Raw genomic sequence first — 16387 nt, forward strand, 5'->3', positions numbered from 1 at the left:
CCAGCAAGGGGGCGTTACTCAGAGATGATCACCTCGTGAATATCCTGCCCGACCGCCCGCAGCTCCGGCCGGTACATATCCTCCACCTGGGTCGGCGGCACCTGATAACGGCCCGGGGTCACGGCCCGCATCAGGTAGACCAGCTGCTGATTGCCCCCCTCGCTCAGATCCAGCGCCGCCGTGTAGCGGTCGTCACGAAACTCCTGATGCTTGAGGTAGTCGTTCCACTCGCTCTGCCACGCAGGTTTGCCCTCTATGCTGAGCTCCTCGAGCTTGATGCTGGTGCCAAGGGCCGGGTTTTCCAGCTCGAAACCCGCCGGCAGCATCTCCACCAGCAGGGCGTCGGGCACAGTCTGCTCGCTGCTCACATTGAGCCGCACCACCACCAGATCGCCGACCCGCACCTTGGCCGGATCGAGCGGCTTACCATCGGCATTGAACCAGCTGCGGGTCACGCTCATGCCCTGGCTGATGCGCGCGGGCGCCTGCTCCGGGTAGCCTACCAGGGTGCGCTGCACATACAGGGAGCCCTTGCCCTCGTTGGTCACGGCAGCGGCCGCCAGGGCCTCGGGGGCGCCGATCTGCAGGCTGTTTTTACCGGCAACGGGATGATCGCCATTGATTGACACTAGCCTTGCCTGCCAGTCGGCGGCGGGATCAACTTGCGCCAGCCGCAGCAGGGCGAGGCGCTCCTGGGTGCTGAGCCACTGACGATGAGCCAGGGTATCGGCCACCCTGGCGCTCAGCGCAGGCCAGCGATCCTCGGCCAGCTTGTGCTGGCGCAGCAACGAAAGCGCAAGGGCATCATCGCGCAACGGTGAGCCGTAATCCCCCAGATAATCCTCACCGCGCTCGGTCGCCAATGCCCGAGCCAGGGCCTTGGCGGCATTCTGCTCATCCCCCATGGCCGAAAGCGCCAGCGAGAGGTGCAAGAGCGGCAGGCCTGAGCGGGCGTGATCCGCCTGCTGCTCCCAGATGAGGCGCAGGGTGGCGAGCGGCGCCTTGCCCACCCGCGCCAGCACATAGGCGCTGTAGGCCTGATAGGCCAACCGGCTATGCTCGGGGGCACTGCTCCAGCGCTCGCCGTACTGGCTGTCGGTGAGGTAGCTCTGCAGGCGATTGAGGGCCTGACTCAACATGGCCTCGGGCACGGCGTCGCCGGCCTCCTTGCGGGTCAGCAGGTAGTCGGCCGCATAGGCGGTGAGCCACTGCTCCTCGTCGGAGCGACCATCCCACAGGCCAAAGCCGCCGCTCGGCAGTTGCAACCGTTGCAGCCGCTGCAGCAGGGTGCGCTGCAGATCCGCCTCGCTCACCGGCTTGCTCCCCTCTGCAGGTTTAGCCCAGACCGCACGCTCATCCACCGTGGTCAGCAAGTAAGGCCAGGCGCGGGACAGGGTCTGCTCCAGACAGGCGTAGGGATAATCGGCCAGCGCCTGCCACTGGGCCGCCGGATCCCAGGGTGGCGTACCTGAGAGGCTGAGCAGCCCCTGCAGGTTGGCGGGATCCAGCCCGGCCAGTTCGCTCTGGGCAAAGCTCATCTGCTGACCTGGAGTCAGCATCTGGTAACGCTGGCGCGTCTGGGCAGGCCAGGGGGAGCGCAGCGGTAGCGACCAGTCGCGGCTTATCGCAAAGCCCTTGCCGCTCGCCGCCAGTTGCAGGCGGGCCACCCCGCTCGCCCCGGTCACTGTGAGCGGCAGGGTCAGCCACTGCTCCTCGCCGTTTTTAAGCGTCAACGTCTCGGGCAGTTCACCGCCCGCCTGCAAGCCGCCGGTCAGGGTCCAGACCAGCGACAGGCTCTGATCCTCGCCGCTCATGTTGCGCAGTTGCATCAGGGCGCGGGTCTGATCCCCCCTGGCCCCAAAGCGTGGCCAGCCGATCTCGGCCACCAGCGGTGCCACCACCTTGACGGCGCGCTCGGCCTCCCCCACCTGCTGCGCGTTCCAGGCCAGCGCCATCAGCGCCAGCTCGCCGTTGAAGTTGGGCAGGTCGAGCGGGATCACCGCCTTGCCACTCTCGTCAAAACTCACCTCACCGCTCCAGAGCGCGGCGATCTCGACCCGGCTCTCCAGCGCACCGCCCTTCTTCAGCGCCGGGGCATCGCCGCCGTAGTTGAGGCGGGCCAGCTTGCCATCCTGCGGCGGTATCACCTGACCGTAGTTGTCGAACAAGTCTTGCGCGAAGCGCTTGCGGCCAAAGAAGATCTCGAACGGGGAGAGGGGCTGGTAATCGCTGATATTGAGCACGCCCCGATCCACCGCCGCCAATACCACTCGCCCCTGACTATTGGGAGTGGAGGTGGCGGTTACCTCGAAACGGGTGAGCGGCACCGCCTTGTCCGGCGCACTCAGGCTGAGCGGCAGGCGGCGGGCTTCTCTGTCCAGGGTGAGCGGCACCAGCCCGACCGAACGTAGACTCTGCACGCTCTTTTGGCTCACCGGCTTTGATTCGCTGTCGGGAGCGGCGATCTGGGCTGAGATATGCAGATCATGACGCTGCCACTCTGGGCTCACGGGGATCTCGAACTCGCCGCGCGCCTCTGCCGATCCGCCGCCTTCGGCTCGCAGCTCGATACGCTGCCACCAGCGCAGGCCGTCGCCATCTTCCACCAGCAGCAGTCCCTTGCCGGCACGGGGGGCAACCAGGGTCACCTTCGCCTTGTCGCCGGCCTGATAGGCGCGCTTGTCGAGGCTGATGGCAATCTTGTCAGGCCGCGCCTGCTCACCACCGCCGCCCCAGGCGTAACTGCCGATCTCGACCCTCAGGCTGGATTGATGGCCCTGACTGTTCTCCACCTCCACTCGATACCAGCCCGCCGCCAGTTGCAAACTGAGGGCGGTCGGCCCCTTGCCATCGAGTTGCAAGATCTGCTCCTGTTCCAGATAGGGCTGGCTGTTGAACTCGTACTTCCACCCCTCGCCGTCGGCGTAGTGCCAGTAGTAGTCGCGGTATTCGTTGACCAGTCGCACCTTCACCTCGCCCGCCACCGGCTGGCCCTTGTCATCCAGGTTGAGGATCTGGAAGGGCAGCGGCTTGCCCCCTTCCACCCTGTCCGCCACGAAATCGGCCCTGAGGGCCGGCCACTGGCTGCCCGCCGGCCAACCGTACTGGGTGCGACTGCGATTGACGGCGCGACCGCCTGGCTCGGAGAGCGACACCCGATAGGCTACCTCCAGCGGTCCGAGGGCGCGCACGCCATCCAGCTCATCTGCCAGCGAGAAGGTCCCCTGCCCCTGTTCATTCAGGGTGAGGTTGAGGGGTTCCAGCTCCTTGGTTTGCTCGGCGAGCAGCACGTCCCCCAGGGTGAACTCCTGCCACTGGGTGAAAGGCATGGCCGCGCGGCTTATTTTCACGTCGGCCTTCGCCTTGGTGTTGCTGGCGGGGGCGCCGTAGAGATAATCCCCCTGCAACGGTAGGGTGAGCGCCTCTTGCGGGGTCAGCAATTCGCCATCCGGCCCCTTGCCAAGTTGCAGCTTGAGCCGCTCCGGCAGGAACTCCTCCACCAGGAAGGGCCACTCGAAGCGGCTGCCAGCGGCGGTTTTCAGGCTGATGGTCCAGCGCCCGAGCGGCGCGTCATCCGGCAGGCGCAGACCGTAGTGGGCGGCCCCCAGGCTGTCCGGCAGCAGCCGTTTCTGTTCGAGCAGCTGGCCGTCCGGCTGTTTCACCTCCAGCTCCACCGCCATTCCCGGCAGCAGCTGGCCATCCTGCCCCTTGAGCAGGATCTCGCTGTCCAGCCGCTCGCCGGGACGATAGAGATCCCGCCCGCTGAACAGATACAACTGCTGGGCCTGCCAGGGCTGGGTGCCGAGATCGAAGGCGGCGAGATCCAGCGCGGCGCCATCGAGGCGCAGCACAGCCAGATGCTTGCCCTGTTCGGCCAGCAACAGGCGGGCTCCCTGCACCTGGTCGAAGCGACGATGGCCCTGATTGTCACTGGTCTGCACCTGCAGCCGGTTGCCCTTCTCGTCGAGCAGGGAGAGCTGTACCTCCTTGAGGGGATCCGCACTCGCCAGCGAGCTGACAAACACCTCCAGCTGATCCCGGTAACGGCGGGCACTGAGCCCCATGTCGCTCACCGCGAAATAGGTGGTCTCCTTGCGCCAGTCGTAATTGCCAAGGGGGGACATGACGGCAAAGTAGACACCGGCCTCGGCCAGCTGCGGCTCCTTGACGTTGATGAGGCGGGTCTCACGGCGGTTGGCATCCAGCGCCAGCGCGTAGCGGCCGCTGAACACCCGTTTGGCGCGGCTGGTGATCTGGTCCAGCTCCCAGTTGCCCATGCCGGCGCCGGGTCTGTACTCAGCCAAAAAGCGCGGTAGATAGCCGGCATCGACCCGGAAGAAATCGATATTGACCTCATCCACGTTGACCGCGCTGATGGGCAGGCGCAGCTCCTGGCGCAGCGGCAACACCATGCCGCTGGCGGTAAACGAGGCCCCCGCCTCCAGCGGCCGGGTCTTGAGGGTCCAGCGCTGGGGCTCAGGGCCCAGGCCCGATTTGAGGGTCACCTCGTAGCTTTTGTCGGGTGCGACCTGCGGGAAGTAGAGGGTGCGGCCATCCTCGGCCAGGATCCACTCCCCCTGCACCTGCTTGCCCCCCTGGCTCACCGCCAGCCAGCTCTGCCAGTTCGCCCTGGGCGCCAGCGAGCCGGAGAAGACCAGCGCCAACGCCGGTGCGTCTCTATATTGGCGGGCATTGGCCTGCACCACTGAGCCAGGTGCTCCTGCCTCCTGCTGCGCGCCGGTTTGCGCAGTCGGCGCACTGGCTGTGGCATGAGTGGCGGGCTTGTCAGGGCCGCAGCCGACCAAGAGCAGACCGGCCAGCCCGCTCAACAACAAGGTAGACCAGCGACGCCGGCGCGGCGCAAGCCGCAGGGGAGCAAGGTGGTGGGCAGCAGGGCGAGGGTCAAAGGGGCGCATAGGTTCCATCCCGGATTGGATCGCTGCCACAGCAGCGCGATAGGCAACAGGATAAGACATCCGACTCGCTTGACACAAAACTCATTTCCTGGAGGCCAAGCGCCTCACTGTTCAGCAGTGATCCCAGACGGCCATAGCGTTGTCGTTCGAATAACAAGCCGGCAGACATGTCATTGGGCACAGCTTACGAGACCCATGCTTGGTGTGACGCTACCCACATGCTTTCTATCAACCCCGGCTAAACTGAATGTCACTGTCATCTTTACTGAAGTTAACGATGGTTCACGCTCAGACAGCAACTGTTTTTAGAACATGTCGAAATGGAAATTACAAAGAGAATCCATCTTTAAGAAGCTTGATAAACATCTAATTTATTCAATGCATTGCGATAAACATCATCCGAAATGATGTGCAGCCATGAATATAGCGACATGAAAGATCCAATTATATTTATGTGATTGCCGGCTTGGACGTTAGCCACGACCGAATAGTATGCCCCTTTGTTAATCATGAGGTTTCGTCAAAATGGAAAATAATGACCAGTCTCTTTTTGAAAAACGACTAGTTGCCAGATTCCTGGATATGTTCATCAAGTTTGGTCTGATCATGGGGTTGGGTTCTTTCTGCTTTACCGTATTTTCACCCTTCATGAACATGATGCTGTGGGCCCTGATCCTGGCCGTGACCCTCTATCCGCTGCACCAGCGCTTTGCCGCACGGCTGGGGGGAAAGCAAGGGCGGGCATCGACCCTGTTGGTGCTGCTTGGCGTGCTGCTGATCGTGGCCCCCACCGTCGCCATGCTCAGCTCGCTGGGCGACAGCGTCAGCGCCCTAGTCGACAAGATGGACAACAATACTCTGGTGATCCCGGCACCTTCTGCTGACATCGCCAGCATTCCGCTGGTGGGCGCCAAGCTGCATGGCATCTGGTCAAAAGCCTCGCAGGATCTGCCCAGCCTGGTGAACAGCTACCGGCCGCAGTTGGGGGATCTGGCCAAGCAAGTCGTCGGCATGCTGGCCAGCATGGGGGGTGGCTTGCTCGGCTTCGTTGTCTCCTTCATCGTCGCCGGCATCATGATGGCCTGGGGCACGGCAGGTGCCGTCAGTGCCGACCGCATCGCCATGCGCATCACGGATGAGCGCAAGGGACTCGCCCTGACCAAGCTGTGCACCAGCACCATACGGGCCGTCGCTCAAGGGGTCATCGGGGTCGCCTTCATTCAGGCCCTGCTGGCAGGCATCGTCATGTCCTTGGCAGGGATCCCGGCTGTCGGCATCTTCTTTATCCTGGCCCTCATCCTGGGCATAGCCCAGGTCCCCGTTATTCTGGTGACAGGCCCCGCCATCGCTTACATGTGGGCAGCGGGCGATCACGGCACAGTAGTGAACATCATTTACTCTGTGCTGCTGATAGTGGCGGGCATGGCAGACAATGTGCTCAAGCCGCTGCTACTGGGGCGTGGTGTCGATGCCCCCATGCCTGTGGTACTGCTCGGCGCCCTGGGCGGCATGGCCACCAGCGGTATCCTCGGCATGTTCATCGGGGCCACCCTGCTCTCCATCGGCTATCGCATCTTCATGGCCTGGGTCAACGAAGGTCTGGCCAGCACGGGCCAATAACCCTATGGCCCCCGACCTGCCTCTCATGCGCCCCCTGCTTGCCGGGGGCGCATGCCTGTTGCTCGGCGCCTGTACCCTGCTAGGCCCCGACTATCAGACACCCCGAGTCGAGGAGATAGCCAGCTGGCAGAACGCCAGCCAGCACGAGATGCCAGCAGCGGCTCGCACCGTCGACTATCACCAGTGGTGGCAGCGGCTGAATGATCCCGTGCTGACTGCGCTGGTCGAGGAGGCTCTGGTCAAGAACCCGGACGTACGGATCGCGGGCCTGCGCATCCTCGAGGCCCAGGCCCAGCTCGGCATCGCCGAGAGCCTGCTCGGCCCGCAAGCCACTGTGGGCACGGGGGAATGGCTGCAGACCGGCCAGACTCAGAGCGGCCACAGCAGCGCGGGCAGTCGCTATGGCGCTGGCTTCAACCTCGGCTGGGAACTCGACTTCTGGGGCAGGTTCCAGCGTGGTGTCGAGTCGGCGGATGCCAACTACTTCGCCACCCTGGCGCAGTATGACGATGTGCAGGTGTTGATGATTGCCCAGGTGGCCCAGCTCTATGTGAGCATACGCACAGTCGAGGCCCGCCTGCAGATAGCCCATGAGAACGCCCGCATCCAGCAGCGCAGCCTGGAGATCACCGAGCGGCTGTTCAAAAGCGGCAACAGCGCCGAACTGGATGTGCAGCAGGCCAAGACCCAGTACCTCGGCACCCTCTCCGGCATCCCGCAGCTCGAAACCAACCTGCGCCAGAGTCAGAATACCCTCAGTACCCTGCTTGCCAGGGCTCCGGGGCCGCTGCCGGAGATGAACCGCCATACCGGGAAGATCCCGCAAGGTGCGCTCGCACTGGTCGCCGAGATGCCGGCAGACTTGCTGCGCCGCCGCCCCGACGTGCGCGTCGCAGAGCGGCAACTGGCCGCCCAGTCGGCGCTGATCGGGGTCGCAGAGGCCGAACTCTACCCCGCCATCACCCTGCTCGGCACCCTAGGGATCAGCGCTACAAGCGGCAGCAGCGAGACCTTCTCCTGGGCCGTAGGGCCGTCACTGAGCTGGAACCTGCTCGATCAGGGGCGGCTCGGCAACCAGATCCTGGTGCAGGATGCTCGCTTCCAGCAGTTGCACGAACGCTATCGCGATACCGTGTTCAAGGCGGCTCGCGAGGTGGACGATGCGGCCGTGGCCTATGCCAACGACCAGGATGAGCTCGCCCTGCTGATCCAGACAGGGGCGGCGGCCCGTCGCTCTCTGGACATCGCCAACACCCAGTACCGCGAGGGGATGGCCGACTTCCAGCGGGTACTCGACTCCCAGCGCGCCCTGTTCAACCAGCAGGAGCGCCTGGTCAACAGTCGCGGTGCCCAGATGCGCGACCTCATCACGCTCTACAAGGCTCTCGGCGGTGGCTGGGAACCGGGACGATCGCGCGCCCTGGTGACCCCAGAGGTCGATGCCCGGCTCAGAGCCCGCGCCGACTGGGCTCCCCTGCTCGATGCCACCCGGCCCCCACCCACGACCATCAAGGTAATCACCCATGACTGACAGATCTGCCTCGCCCGGTCAGGCCAGCCGCCGCGCCACCCAAGGGCTGCTGGGGTTAATCGTCCTGCTGCTTGGCTGGTATCTGCTGGCCGACCGGCTGACGCCTTACAGCTCCCAGGCTCGCGTGCAGGCCTTCGTGATCCCCGTCGCAGCCGAGGTGGCCGGCCAGATCAAGCAGGTGTATGTGCGCGACAACCAGGACGTAGAGGCCGGCGCTCCGCTGTTCGAAATCGATGCCGAGCCCTATGACATAGCGCTGGCCAAGGCCCGCTCCGACTACCAGACGGTCTTGAGCGGCGTCAAGGCGAGCGGTGAAGGGGTCAAGGCCGCCGAGGCGGCCCTGCAGGCCATGCGTGCGGCCTATGACAACGCAGCCAAGGATGCCGATCGCCAGGAGCGGCTCTATCGCGAGGATCCCGGTGCCATCTCGGTGCGCCGCCTCGAGGTGGCCCAGGCCAGCCGCGAGACGGCCAGGAGCCAGGTGGTAGCGGCCGAAGCCGACGTGCGCCGGGCCATCGAAGCCGCAGGGGTGAACGGGGACAACAACTCCCAGCTGCTCAGCGCCCGCTCGGCGGTGCACAAGGCCGAGCTGGATCGCAAGAACACCCTGATGGTGGCCCCCGGCCGCGGACTCATCACGGATCTTCGCACCGACGCGGGCCAGTTCCTCGGCGCCGGCGCCTCGGTCATGACGCTGATCGCCATCCACGACGTCTGGGTGTCGGCAGATATGACGGAGAACAACCTCGGCCACATTCAAGCCGGTGACAGGGTCGCCATCCTGCTCGACAGCCTGCCCGGCCGTTTGTTCGAAGGCGAGGTGCGCAGCGTCGGCTACGGGGTGGGCGACGGCAAGAGCCAACCGGCAGGCACCTTGCCGAGCGTGGACAACAACCGTGACTGGCTGCGCCAGGCTCAGCGCTTCCCGGTCAAGATCGCCTTCAGGGCCGATGATCTCCCCCCCGTTGCCAGTCTGCGGGTTGGCGGTCAGGCCGACGTACTGGTCTATGCCGGCGAGAATGGGCTGATGAACCTGCTGGGGGCCCTCTATATCCGACTGATGAGCCTCTGCTCCTTTCTCTACTGAGGCGTCACATGCATAACGCCGACAGGGCAGTACTGCGGATTGGCACCGGCATCGCACTGGCGACGCTGATCTGCTACGGGCTGGCCCTGCCCATGCCGCACTTCGGCGTCATCATGGCCTGGGTGGTGCTGTGCCGCCCCGGCGAGCCGCTCGGCCTTGGCAAAGGGCTGATGGGCGGGATCCTGCTGCTGACCGTGATGGTCGGTGGCGTGTTGCTGGTGCCTCTGCTGACTCACTATGCCCTGGTGGCCGTGCTGCTCGTCGCACTGCTGCTCCATGGTCTGATGCAGCAGGCGATGGCGGGCAAGGGAGCGGCCGCCATGCTGCTCATCATGGCCATCACAGTGATCCCGGTGGCCGGCCTCATCGAGCAGGCATTGGCCATCGCCATTGCCCAGATGATGGCGCTGGGGATCCTGATAGGCACTCTGGTCAACCGGGTGGCCCATGCTCTGTTTCCACCCCAGTCGACTCCAACGGGGGCTAAGCCTCACAAACCAAGCCCCCCCGAGCATCCCGAGCGCCTCGCCCTGCGGGCGGTCGCGATCGTGCTGCCGGTGTGGCTGCTGGCGCTCGGCAATCCGGCGTTCTATATCCCGGCGGTGATGAAGACTATGATGCTGGCTCAGCAAAGCAGCTCGCTCAATGCCAGACAGGCGGGTCGGGAGCTGGTCCTGTCGACGCTGATGGGCGCCCTGCTGGCGTTTGTGCTCTGGCTGGGACTCAGCCTCTGGCCCTCCCTGTTGATGCTGGTACTGATGCTGGGCCTGATGACGCTCTGGCTGGCGCGACGACTGACGCAGCTGGTACGGGGTCGCTTCCCGCCCTCCTTCTGGAGCAACGCCTGGATCACGGCGCTGATCCTGTTTGGTCCGGCAATCGAGGACAGTGCCACCGGCAAGGATGTCTGGCTGGCGGCCGCGATGCGCTGCGGCCTCTATCTGTTGGTGGCCGGTTACGGCTGGCTGTGTATCTGGCTGCTCGAACAGTGCTGGCCCGTCGGCCGACCACTGGCAGACGCATCGATAGGAGACTGATATGTTTTCCATTTTTCTGGTCGGCATCCCGGTGATCCTGGCCAACATGCTGTTGCAATCCCTGATGTCCGTCTGGTGCATCCGCTTCTACGTCAAGCGATTCAGTGAGCGGGAAGGCATGCTCGCCGGGGTGTTGGCGCTGTTTGGCATCATCACCCTGGTGATGCTGGGCAATCTGGTACAGATCGGCATCTGGGGCGCCCTGTTCCTGTGGCTGGGCGAGTTCAACACGCTGCAGGAGGCCGTCTACCACTCGGGCGTCAACTTTGCCACCCTGGGCTATGGCGACATCGTCATGAGCGCACAGTGGAAGCTGCTCGGGCCGCTCGAGGCGGTCAACGGCGCCCTGATGATAGGCCTCTCCGGCGCCTGCATGCTGGCGATCCTGCAACACCATGTTCGCAAGCAACTGGGCAACACGCCGCACTAGCCATTCATCAGGCAAGTAACGAAAACAAAAAGGCCACTCCCCCGAGTGGCCTTTTGGCTGATATTGACCCGGATCCCCCTCGGGGTCAGCGCTATTCGATGGTGGCCATCTGCCAGGTTTTGAAGCCACCGGAGAGGTTCTTCACCTTGAAGCCGTGCTGGCTCAGCAGGCGACAGGCCACGTGACCGCGCAAGCCCACCTGACAGCTGATAAGCAGCTCTTTATCCCTGGGCAGTTCATCCAGCCGGCCGCGCAGCTCATCGAGGGGGATGTGCAGGGCACCCGGGATACGACCCAGCTTGTCGAGCTCGGGGCCATTGCGCACATCCAGCACCTGTTGATGGGGATGACGGGCCTGCACCTCGGCGGCGTGGCAGAGCAGGGTATCCCCCTTCAAGTGGTTGCTCGCCACGAAGCCCGCCATGTTGATCACGTCCTTGGCCGAGCCGAACGGCGGCGCATAGGTGAGCTCCAGATCCTGCAGATCAAACACGCTGAGCCCGGCGCGCTGGGCCACCGCCAGCACGTCGATGCGCTTGTCGACCCCGTCCTTGCCGATGGCCTGGGCACCGTAGATCTTGCCATCGGGGGCAAACAACAGCTTGAGGCTGACCGGGTGGGCGCCCGGGTAGTAACCGGCGTGACTGCCCGGATGCACATAGGCCTTCTCGAACGGCAACCCCAGCTGCAGCAGCCGCTTCTCGTTGAGACCCGTGCTGGCCACCGCCAGGTCGAACAGCTTGCAGATGGCGGTACCCTGGGTCTTCTTGTAGGTTTCAGCTCGGCCCAGCATGTTGTCGGCGGCGATGCGTCCCTGCCGGTTGGCGGGGCCCGCCAGCGGGATCAGCACTGACTCGCCAGTCACAAAATCTGTCTCTTCCACCGCATCCCCCACCGCATAGATGAAGGGATCCGAGGTGCGCATGCCGACATCCACCTTGATGCCGCCGCGCGGCCCCAGCTCAAGCCCCGCCTTGGCGGCAAGCAGGGTTTCTGGCTTGACGCCGATGGCCAGGATCAGCAGGCCGGTATCGAGCCGGGTGCCGTCGCTCAGGGTCAGCCGCAAGCCGGTGCTGGCCGTTTGCGCCGGCTGGCCGTCCAGGCGCTCGATGGCCGAGAGGCCGGTGCGCAGCCGCAGGTCGATCCCCTCTTCGCGGATACGGGCATGGAGCATGTTGGCCATCTCTCTGTCCACCGGTGCCATCACCTGATCGGAGAGCTCCAGCAGGGTGACATCCAGCTTGCGCTGGTGCAGTGCCTCCATCATCTCCAGCCCGATGAAGCCGCCCCCCACCACTGTGACGTGGCGCGGATCATCGCGCTGCAGCGCCGCCAGTATGCGGTCCATGTCCGGAATGTTGCGCAGGGTATGCACGCCTTGGCTGTCGATGCCGGGGAAAGGCGGGCGAATGGGGGCCGCCCCCGGGCTCAGCAGCAGCTGATCATAAGATTCGCGCCGCTCTTCGCCGGTGAGCAGGTTGCGCACCAGGAGGGTCTTGCCGGCCCTGTCGATGTCGATCACATCGTGAAAGACCCGCACATCCACGTTGAAACGGCGCTTGAAGCTCTGCGGCGTCTGCAGCAGCAGGGCCGAGCGGTCCTGAATGTCGCCACCGATATGATAAGGCAGACCACAGTTGGCGAAGCTGACAAACTCGCCCCGCTCGAACATCACTATCTCGGCCGTTTCGCTCAGACGGCGGGCTCTGGCCGCCGCCGAGGCACCGCCCGCCACACCGCCTACAATCAGGATCCGTTTCATCAGCAAGACTCCGGTTAACTACAGATTGCCACTACATTAGTAATATCTAATTTAGATTTCAATGAAATTTTGTTTGCGTCGATTTTGCAGTATTCTTGCCACCCGACAGTTGTTCAACAGGATGTTACCAGTTCATGTCGTCTACCGCGCTCAGTCACCTTCCCCCTGCCAGCCAGACACCCCTGTTCTTTCGTCTGGATGTGCGCAGCCAACGGCTGGTCGCCCTGACCGATGTGATGCAAACCCCGCTCTACTGGCTGGATGAACCGAGAAGCGCCTGGCCCGCCCAGTTGCCCGATGCCCTGCGCCTGCCCATAGAACAAGCCCTTGCCAGCGGCCAGGGAGGCAAGCTGGTGCTGCGCTTCGCCGGCCAACAGTGGCACATAGCCCTCTCCCACGAGCAGGATGCCTTCTGGCTCATCTGCCTGCAGACCCTGCGCCAGGAGCCCATCGCCGATCTGGCGTTGCAGTTGCCACGGCTGAGCCAGATGGCCAGCCAGCAGCAGTTTGCCGCCATGCTGGAGGCCCTCAAGGAGAGCCTGGGGGCCGATCGCCTTATTCTTTGGCACTATCAGGCCAACGGTTCGCTCGGCAGCGAGCAGCTGACCCCAGTCTTTGCCCTCGGCGCCGAGGGGCTCTCGGCCATCCGGGGTGACAGCCGCTACATACGCGCCCTGCGCACCCGCAAGTCCTTGAGCTTTTCCGAAGCCGCGCACCAGCCCATGCTGAGCCAGCACTATTACCTGGCCAGCGCGGGGATAAGCTCGCGCCTCGACGGAGCCCTGCTGGAGCAGGAAAAACTCATAGGCGTGCTGAGCCTCGAATACCTCAACGCCACCCCACTCAGCGAGGAGATGCTGCAGCTGGTGCGCCACAGCGCCCAACTGCTCGGCCACTGGCAGCCGGAACCCGAGCCCCTGCTCAGCCCCGGGCTGACCCTGCCGGCCGAGCTGACCCTGCTGACCGGCATCGCCTATTGCCGCGCCCTGGTGCACTGGGCCATGACCGCCTGTGGCGCCCGCATCGGCTGGATCGGTGAGTACCAGCCGCGCGGCCAGGATCTCTGGATCATTCCGCGCTGCGTGCTGGAGGGGGAGACCTTCTCCGTCCTCAAACCCATACAGATGGATCCGGGCCCCGGCCAGGAGCTGTTCCAGCACGGTCAGGCTGTCTATGTGGAAGACCTGCCCCTGCGCTACCCCCAGGCGGCCCAGTTGCTGGCCCTCAACGCCAGGGCCTATGTCGGCATACCGCTGCACGGGCCGAGCGGCGCCCCCATGGGCCAGCTCACCCTGCTGCTCGACGAGCCGCTGGCCGACCCCATGCCCCTGCTCGATGCCCTCAGCAGCCAGCACGAGCGGGCCGCCATCGAACTGCAGCGGCTCGCCGCCGACGATGCCCTGCGCCTGGCGGAGGTGGCCTTCAACACCCACGACGGCCTGCTGGTGATGGATCACCAGGGGATCATCCTCAAGGTCAACCGCTCCTTTGGCCGCATCACCGGCTTTGGCGATGATGAGATGATCGGCCAGCATATCGTCAAGCTGAGACCCACCTATTACGGCGATCACCTGAAAGAGGATGTCAGGCGGGCGGTCGATGAGCAGGAATTCTGGATGGGCGAGGAGCGCTGCCTGCACCAGGATGGTCACCTGTTCCCGGTGCGGCTGATGGTGAGCGGCGTCAAGGACGAGCATGGCGAGCTCAGCCATTACGTCTGCAGTTTCTACGACATCACCCGGGAGAAGGACGCCGCCCGCCACATAGAGCAGCTCGCCTATTACGACGATCTGTGCGGCCTCTACAACAGGCGCAGCCTCAACGACATCATGCAGCGCACCCTGCAGGCACCCAGTGGCCAGTGGGGCGCCCTGTTGCTGGTGGATCTGGACAACTTCAAGTCGATCAACGACTCCCTCGGCCACGCCTGCGGTGATCTGCTGCTGCAAGCCGTGGTGGAGCGGCTCAAGGGGCTGCCCCAGGACAACCTGGTGCTGGCCCGCATCTCGGGGGACGAGTTCGCCCTGCTGTTCACCGCCCTGGGTCAGGGCTATGTCACCGCCAAGATCCTGGCCGAGCACTTCGCCCGCGAGCTGATGGGGCTGTTTCGCACCCCGTTCGACATCGAGGATCACAAGCTGCACTGCAGCGCCTCTGTGGGGATCAGCCTCTTCTCCAACGAGGATCAGGATCATCTGGTGCTGATGCAGCAGGCCGATACCGCCACGCACATGGCCAAGCGCTCCGGCCAGGGCAACTATGTGTTCTTCAGCGAGGCCATGGCGGAGAAGGAGAAAAACAAGCTGGCCCTCAACAACCAGCTGCGCGATGCCCTGCGCAATCACGAACTGCAGCTTTACTACCAGCCGCAATACAGGGTCGACAACGGCAGCTTGTCAGGGATAGAGGCGCTGCTGCGTTGGCAGCGCAGCGACGGCACCATGGTGCCGCCGGGAGACTTCATCCCCATCGCCGAGGAGACCAGCCTCATCCAGGACATAGGCTACTGGGTGATGAAGACCGCCTGCGCCCAGTACAGCTTCTGGCTCAACCGCGGCTTTGCCATTCCCCACCTGTCGGTCAACGTCAGCGCCCGCCAGTTCCACACAGCGGGGTTCGTGCAGCAGGTGGAGTACATATTGCGCGACACAGGCGTGCCCCCCTCCCGCCTGCTGCTGGAGGTGACCGAATCCGTGGTGCTGGAGAACCGGCTGGAGAGCATAGCCCGCATGCGGCAGCTCAAGGATCTCGGCATCCTGCTCTCCATCGACGACTTCGGCACCGGCTACTCGTCTCTCGCCTACCTGCGCGACTTGCCGGCGGACGAGGTGAAGCTCGACAGAAGTTTCATTCAGACCCTGGTGCACAGCGAACAGGACAAGGCCATCGTCAAGGCGATCTTGGATCTGGCCAAGGTTTTCCGCTTTACCGTCACCGCCGAAGGGGTGGAAGATGAGGAGCAGCTCGCCATCCTCAAAGCGCTGGGATGCCAGCATTATCAAGGCTTCCTGACCAGTCGGCCACTCACTGTCAGGGCCCTGGAGAGCCTGCTGGGTTCGCCCCAACCGGGCTAAACATGTAGGATTTATAGGGCTTTATGTAATAAAATAACGACCTGCTCGAATCGTTGGAGTTGTCTATGTCTGTCATTAATCGGATCCCTGCTGTCGAAACCAGCGGTGTGGTCGCTGAAACCAGCGCGTCCGGGATCATTGGCCGGATCCATTCCGTTGAAACCTGCGGCACCGTCGATGGCCCCGGGATACGGTTTATCGTGTTCATGCAAGGCTGCCTGATGCGCTGCAAGTACTGCCACAACCGGGACACCTGGGACACCCAGGGTGGCCGCGAAGTGACGGTGCCGGAGTTGATGAGCGACATCACCAGCTATCGTCACTTCATGAATGCCTCCGGCGGTGGCGTGACCGCCTCGGGTGGCGAAGCCATGTTGCAACAAAACTTCATCGCCGAACTGTTCGCCGCCTGCAAAGAGAAAGGCATACACACCTGTCTCGATACCAACGGCTTCGTGCGTCACTACGACGAACAGCTCGACAAGGTGCTCGACAACACGGATCTGGTGCTGCTCGACATCAAGCAGATCAATGACGAGAAGCACATACCGCTCACCCACGTCAGCAACAAGTACACCCTGGAGTTCGCCCGCTACCTGGCCGCCAGGGGCAAGACCATGTGGATCCGCTACGTGGTGGTGCCGACCTGGTCAGACGATGACGAGAGCGCCGAAGGGCTGGGCCAGTTCATCGCCGAACTGGGTGATTGCGTCGAGAAGGTGGAGCTGCTGCCCTACCACGAGCTGGGCAAGCACAAGTGGGACGTACTGGGTGAAAACTATGATCTGACCGGGATCAAGCCCCCCAGCAAGGAGACCATGGACCGCGTTCAGAGCATCCTCAGCAAGTATCACAAGCTCGTCAAATACTGATTGTTACAGCAGGGCTGGCAGGGAAGACGCCAGCCCTTGTTATTGTTATCCGTCACCC

General features: G+C 63.8%; 9 protein-coding genes. 7 read left to right on the top strand and 2 right to left on the bottom strand.

Translation table 11 applies throughout. The features are described 5' to 3' along the window. Window positions 1-14: 14 nt before the first annotated feature. On the bottom strand, window positions 15-4916 hold the full coding sequence (locus AACQ95_RS07410; protein ID WP_241278200.1) for an alpha-2-macroglobulin family protein: 4902 nt from the start codon (window positions 4914-4916) through the stop codon (window positions 15-17). A gap of 582 nt (window positions 4917-5498) precedes the next feature. Here AACQ95_RS07410 and AACQ95_RS07415 point away from each other — a divergent pair. From AACQ95_RS07415 to AACQ95_RS07435, 5 genes are read left to right on the top strand one after another with little or no spacing between them, the layout of a single operon-like run. Then, window positions 5499-6536: an AI-2E family transporter gene (locus AACQ95_RS07415; RefSeq protein ID WP_241278201.1), complete on the top strand. Its 1038-nt coding sequence runs from the start codon at window positions 5499-5501 to the stop codon at window positions 6534-6536. A 25-nt stretch (window positions 6537-6561) separates the two neighbouring features. Next, window positions 6562-8067: an efflux transporter outer membrane subunit gene (locus AACQ95_RS07420; RefSeq protein ID WP_241278202.1), complete on the top strand. Its 1506-nt coding sequence runs from the start codon at window positions 6562-6564 to the stop codon at window positions 8065-8067. Next, window positions 8060-9154, top strand: a complete 1095-nt coding sequence (locus AACQ95_RS07425) for an HlyD family secretion protein (RefSeq protein WP_241278203.1) — start codon at window positions 8060-8062, stop codon at window positions 9152-9154. The genes AACQ95_RS07420 and AACQ95_RS07425 overlap by 8 nt, the downstream gene beginning before the upstream one ends. An 8-nt stretch (window positions 9155-9162) precedes the next feature. Continuing rightward, window positions 9163-10191, top strand: a complete 1029-nt coding sequence (locus AACQ95_RS07430) for a hypothetical protein (RefSeq protein WP_241278204.1) — start codon at window positions 9163-9165, stop codon at window positions 10189-10191. A 1-nt stretch (window position 10192) separates the two neighbouring features. Beyond that, window positions 10193-10621 (top strand): ion channel, encoded by a 429-nt coding sequence (locus AACQ95_RS07435; RefSeq protein WP_016350335.1) that lies wholly within the window; start codon window positions 10193-10195, stop codon window positions 10619-10621. A 91-nt stretch (window positions 10622-10712) separates the two neighbouring features. Here AACQ95_RS07435 and AACQ95_RS07440 read toward each other — a convergent pair whose 3' ends face one another. Further along, on the bottom strand, window positions 10713-12383 hold the full coding sequence (locus tag AACQ95_RS07440; RefSeq protein ID WP_241278205.1) for an FAD-dependent oxidoreductase: 1671 nt from the start codon (window positions 12381-12383) through the stop codon (window positions 10713-10715). Between the two features lie 134 nt (window positions 12384-12517). On the opposite strand from AACQ95_RS07440, the gene AACQ95_RS07445 reads away from it, so the two are divergent. Next, the gene (locus AACQ95_RS07445) at window positions 12518-15457 is read left to right on the top strand and encodes a sensor domain-containing phosphodiesterase (protein WP_043557093.1); all 2940 of its coding nucleotides are present in this window, start codon (window positions 12518-12520) and stop codon (window positions 15455-15457) included. A gap of 65 nt (window positions 15458-15522) precedes the next feature. Beyond that, entirely contained in the window at window positions 15523-16329 is an 807-nt protein-coding gene (pflA, locus tag AACQ95_RS07450; protein ID WP_241278206.1) for a pyruvate formate lyase 1-activating protein, read from the top strand. Window positions 16330-16387 lie beyond the last annotated feature (58 nt).

It is taken from the genome of Aeromonas sp. MR19, assembly GCF_963899305.1.
GTDB classification, from domain to species: Bacteria; Pseudomonadota; Gammaproteobacteria; order Enterobacterales; family Aeromonadaceae; genus Aeromonas; species Aeromonas bestiarum.

Excerpts from the sequence above, each read along its gene's own strand:
- AACQ95_RS07410 (WP_241278200.1), bottom strand. The coding sequence starts at position 4,916 with ATGCGCCCCTTTGACCCTCGCCCTGCTGCCCACCACCTTGCTCCCCTG.
- AACQ95_RS07415 (WP_241278201.1), top strand. The coding sequence starts at position 5,499 with ATGTTCATCAAGTTTGGTCTGATCATGGGGTTGGGTTCTTTCTGCTTT.
- AACQ95_RS07420 (WP_241278202.1), top strand. The coding sequence starts at position 6,562 with ATGCGCCCCCTGCTTGCCGGGGGCGCATGCCTGTTGCTCGGCGCCTGT.
- AACQ95_RS07425 (WP_241278203.1), top strand. The coding sequence starts at position 8,060 with ATGACTGACAGATCTGCCTCGCCCGGTCAGGCCAGCCGCCGCGCCACC.
- AACQ95_RS07430 (WP_241278204.1), top strand. The coding sequence starts at position 9,163 with ATGCATAACGCCGACAGGGCAGTACTGCGGATTGGCACCGGCATCGCA.
- AACQ95_RS07435 (WP_016350335.1), top strand. The coding sequence starts at position 10,193 with ATGTTTTCCATTTTTCTGGTCGGCATCCCGGTGATCCTGGCCAACATG.
- AACQ95_RS07440 (WP_241278205.1), bottom strand. The coding sequence starts at position 12,383 with ATGAAACGGATCCTGATTGTAGGCGGTGTGGCGGGCGGTGCCTCGGCG.
- AACQ95_RS07445 (WP_043557093.1), top strand. The coding sequence starts at position 12,518 with ATGTCGTCTACCGCGCTCAGTCACCTTCCCCCTGCCAGCCAGACACCC.
- pflA (WP_241278206.1), top strand. The coding sequence starts at position 15,523 with ATGTCTGTCATTAATCGGATCCCTGCTGTCGAAACCAGCGGTGTGGTC.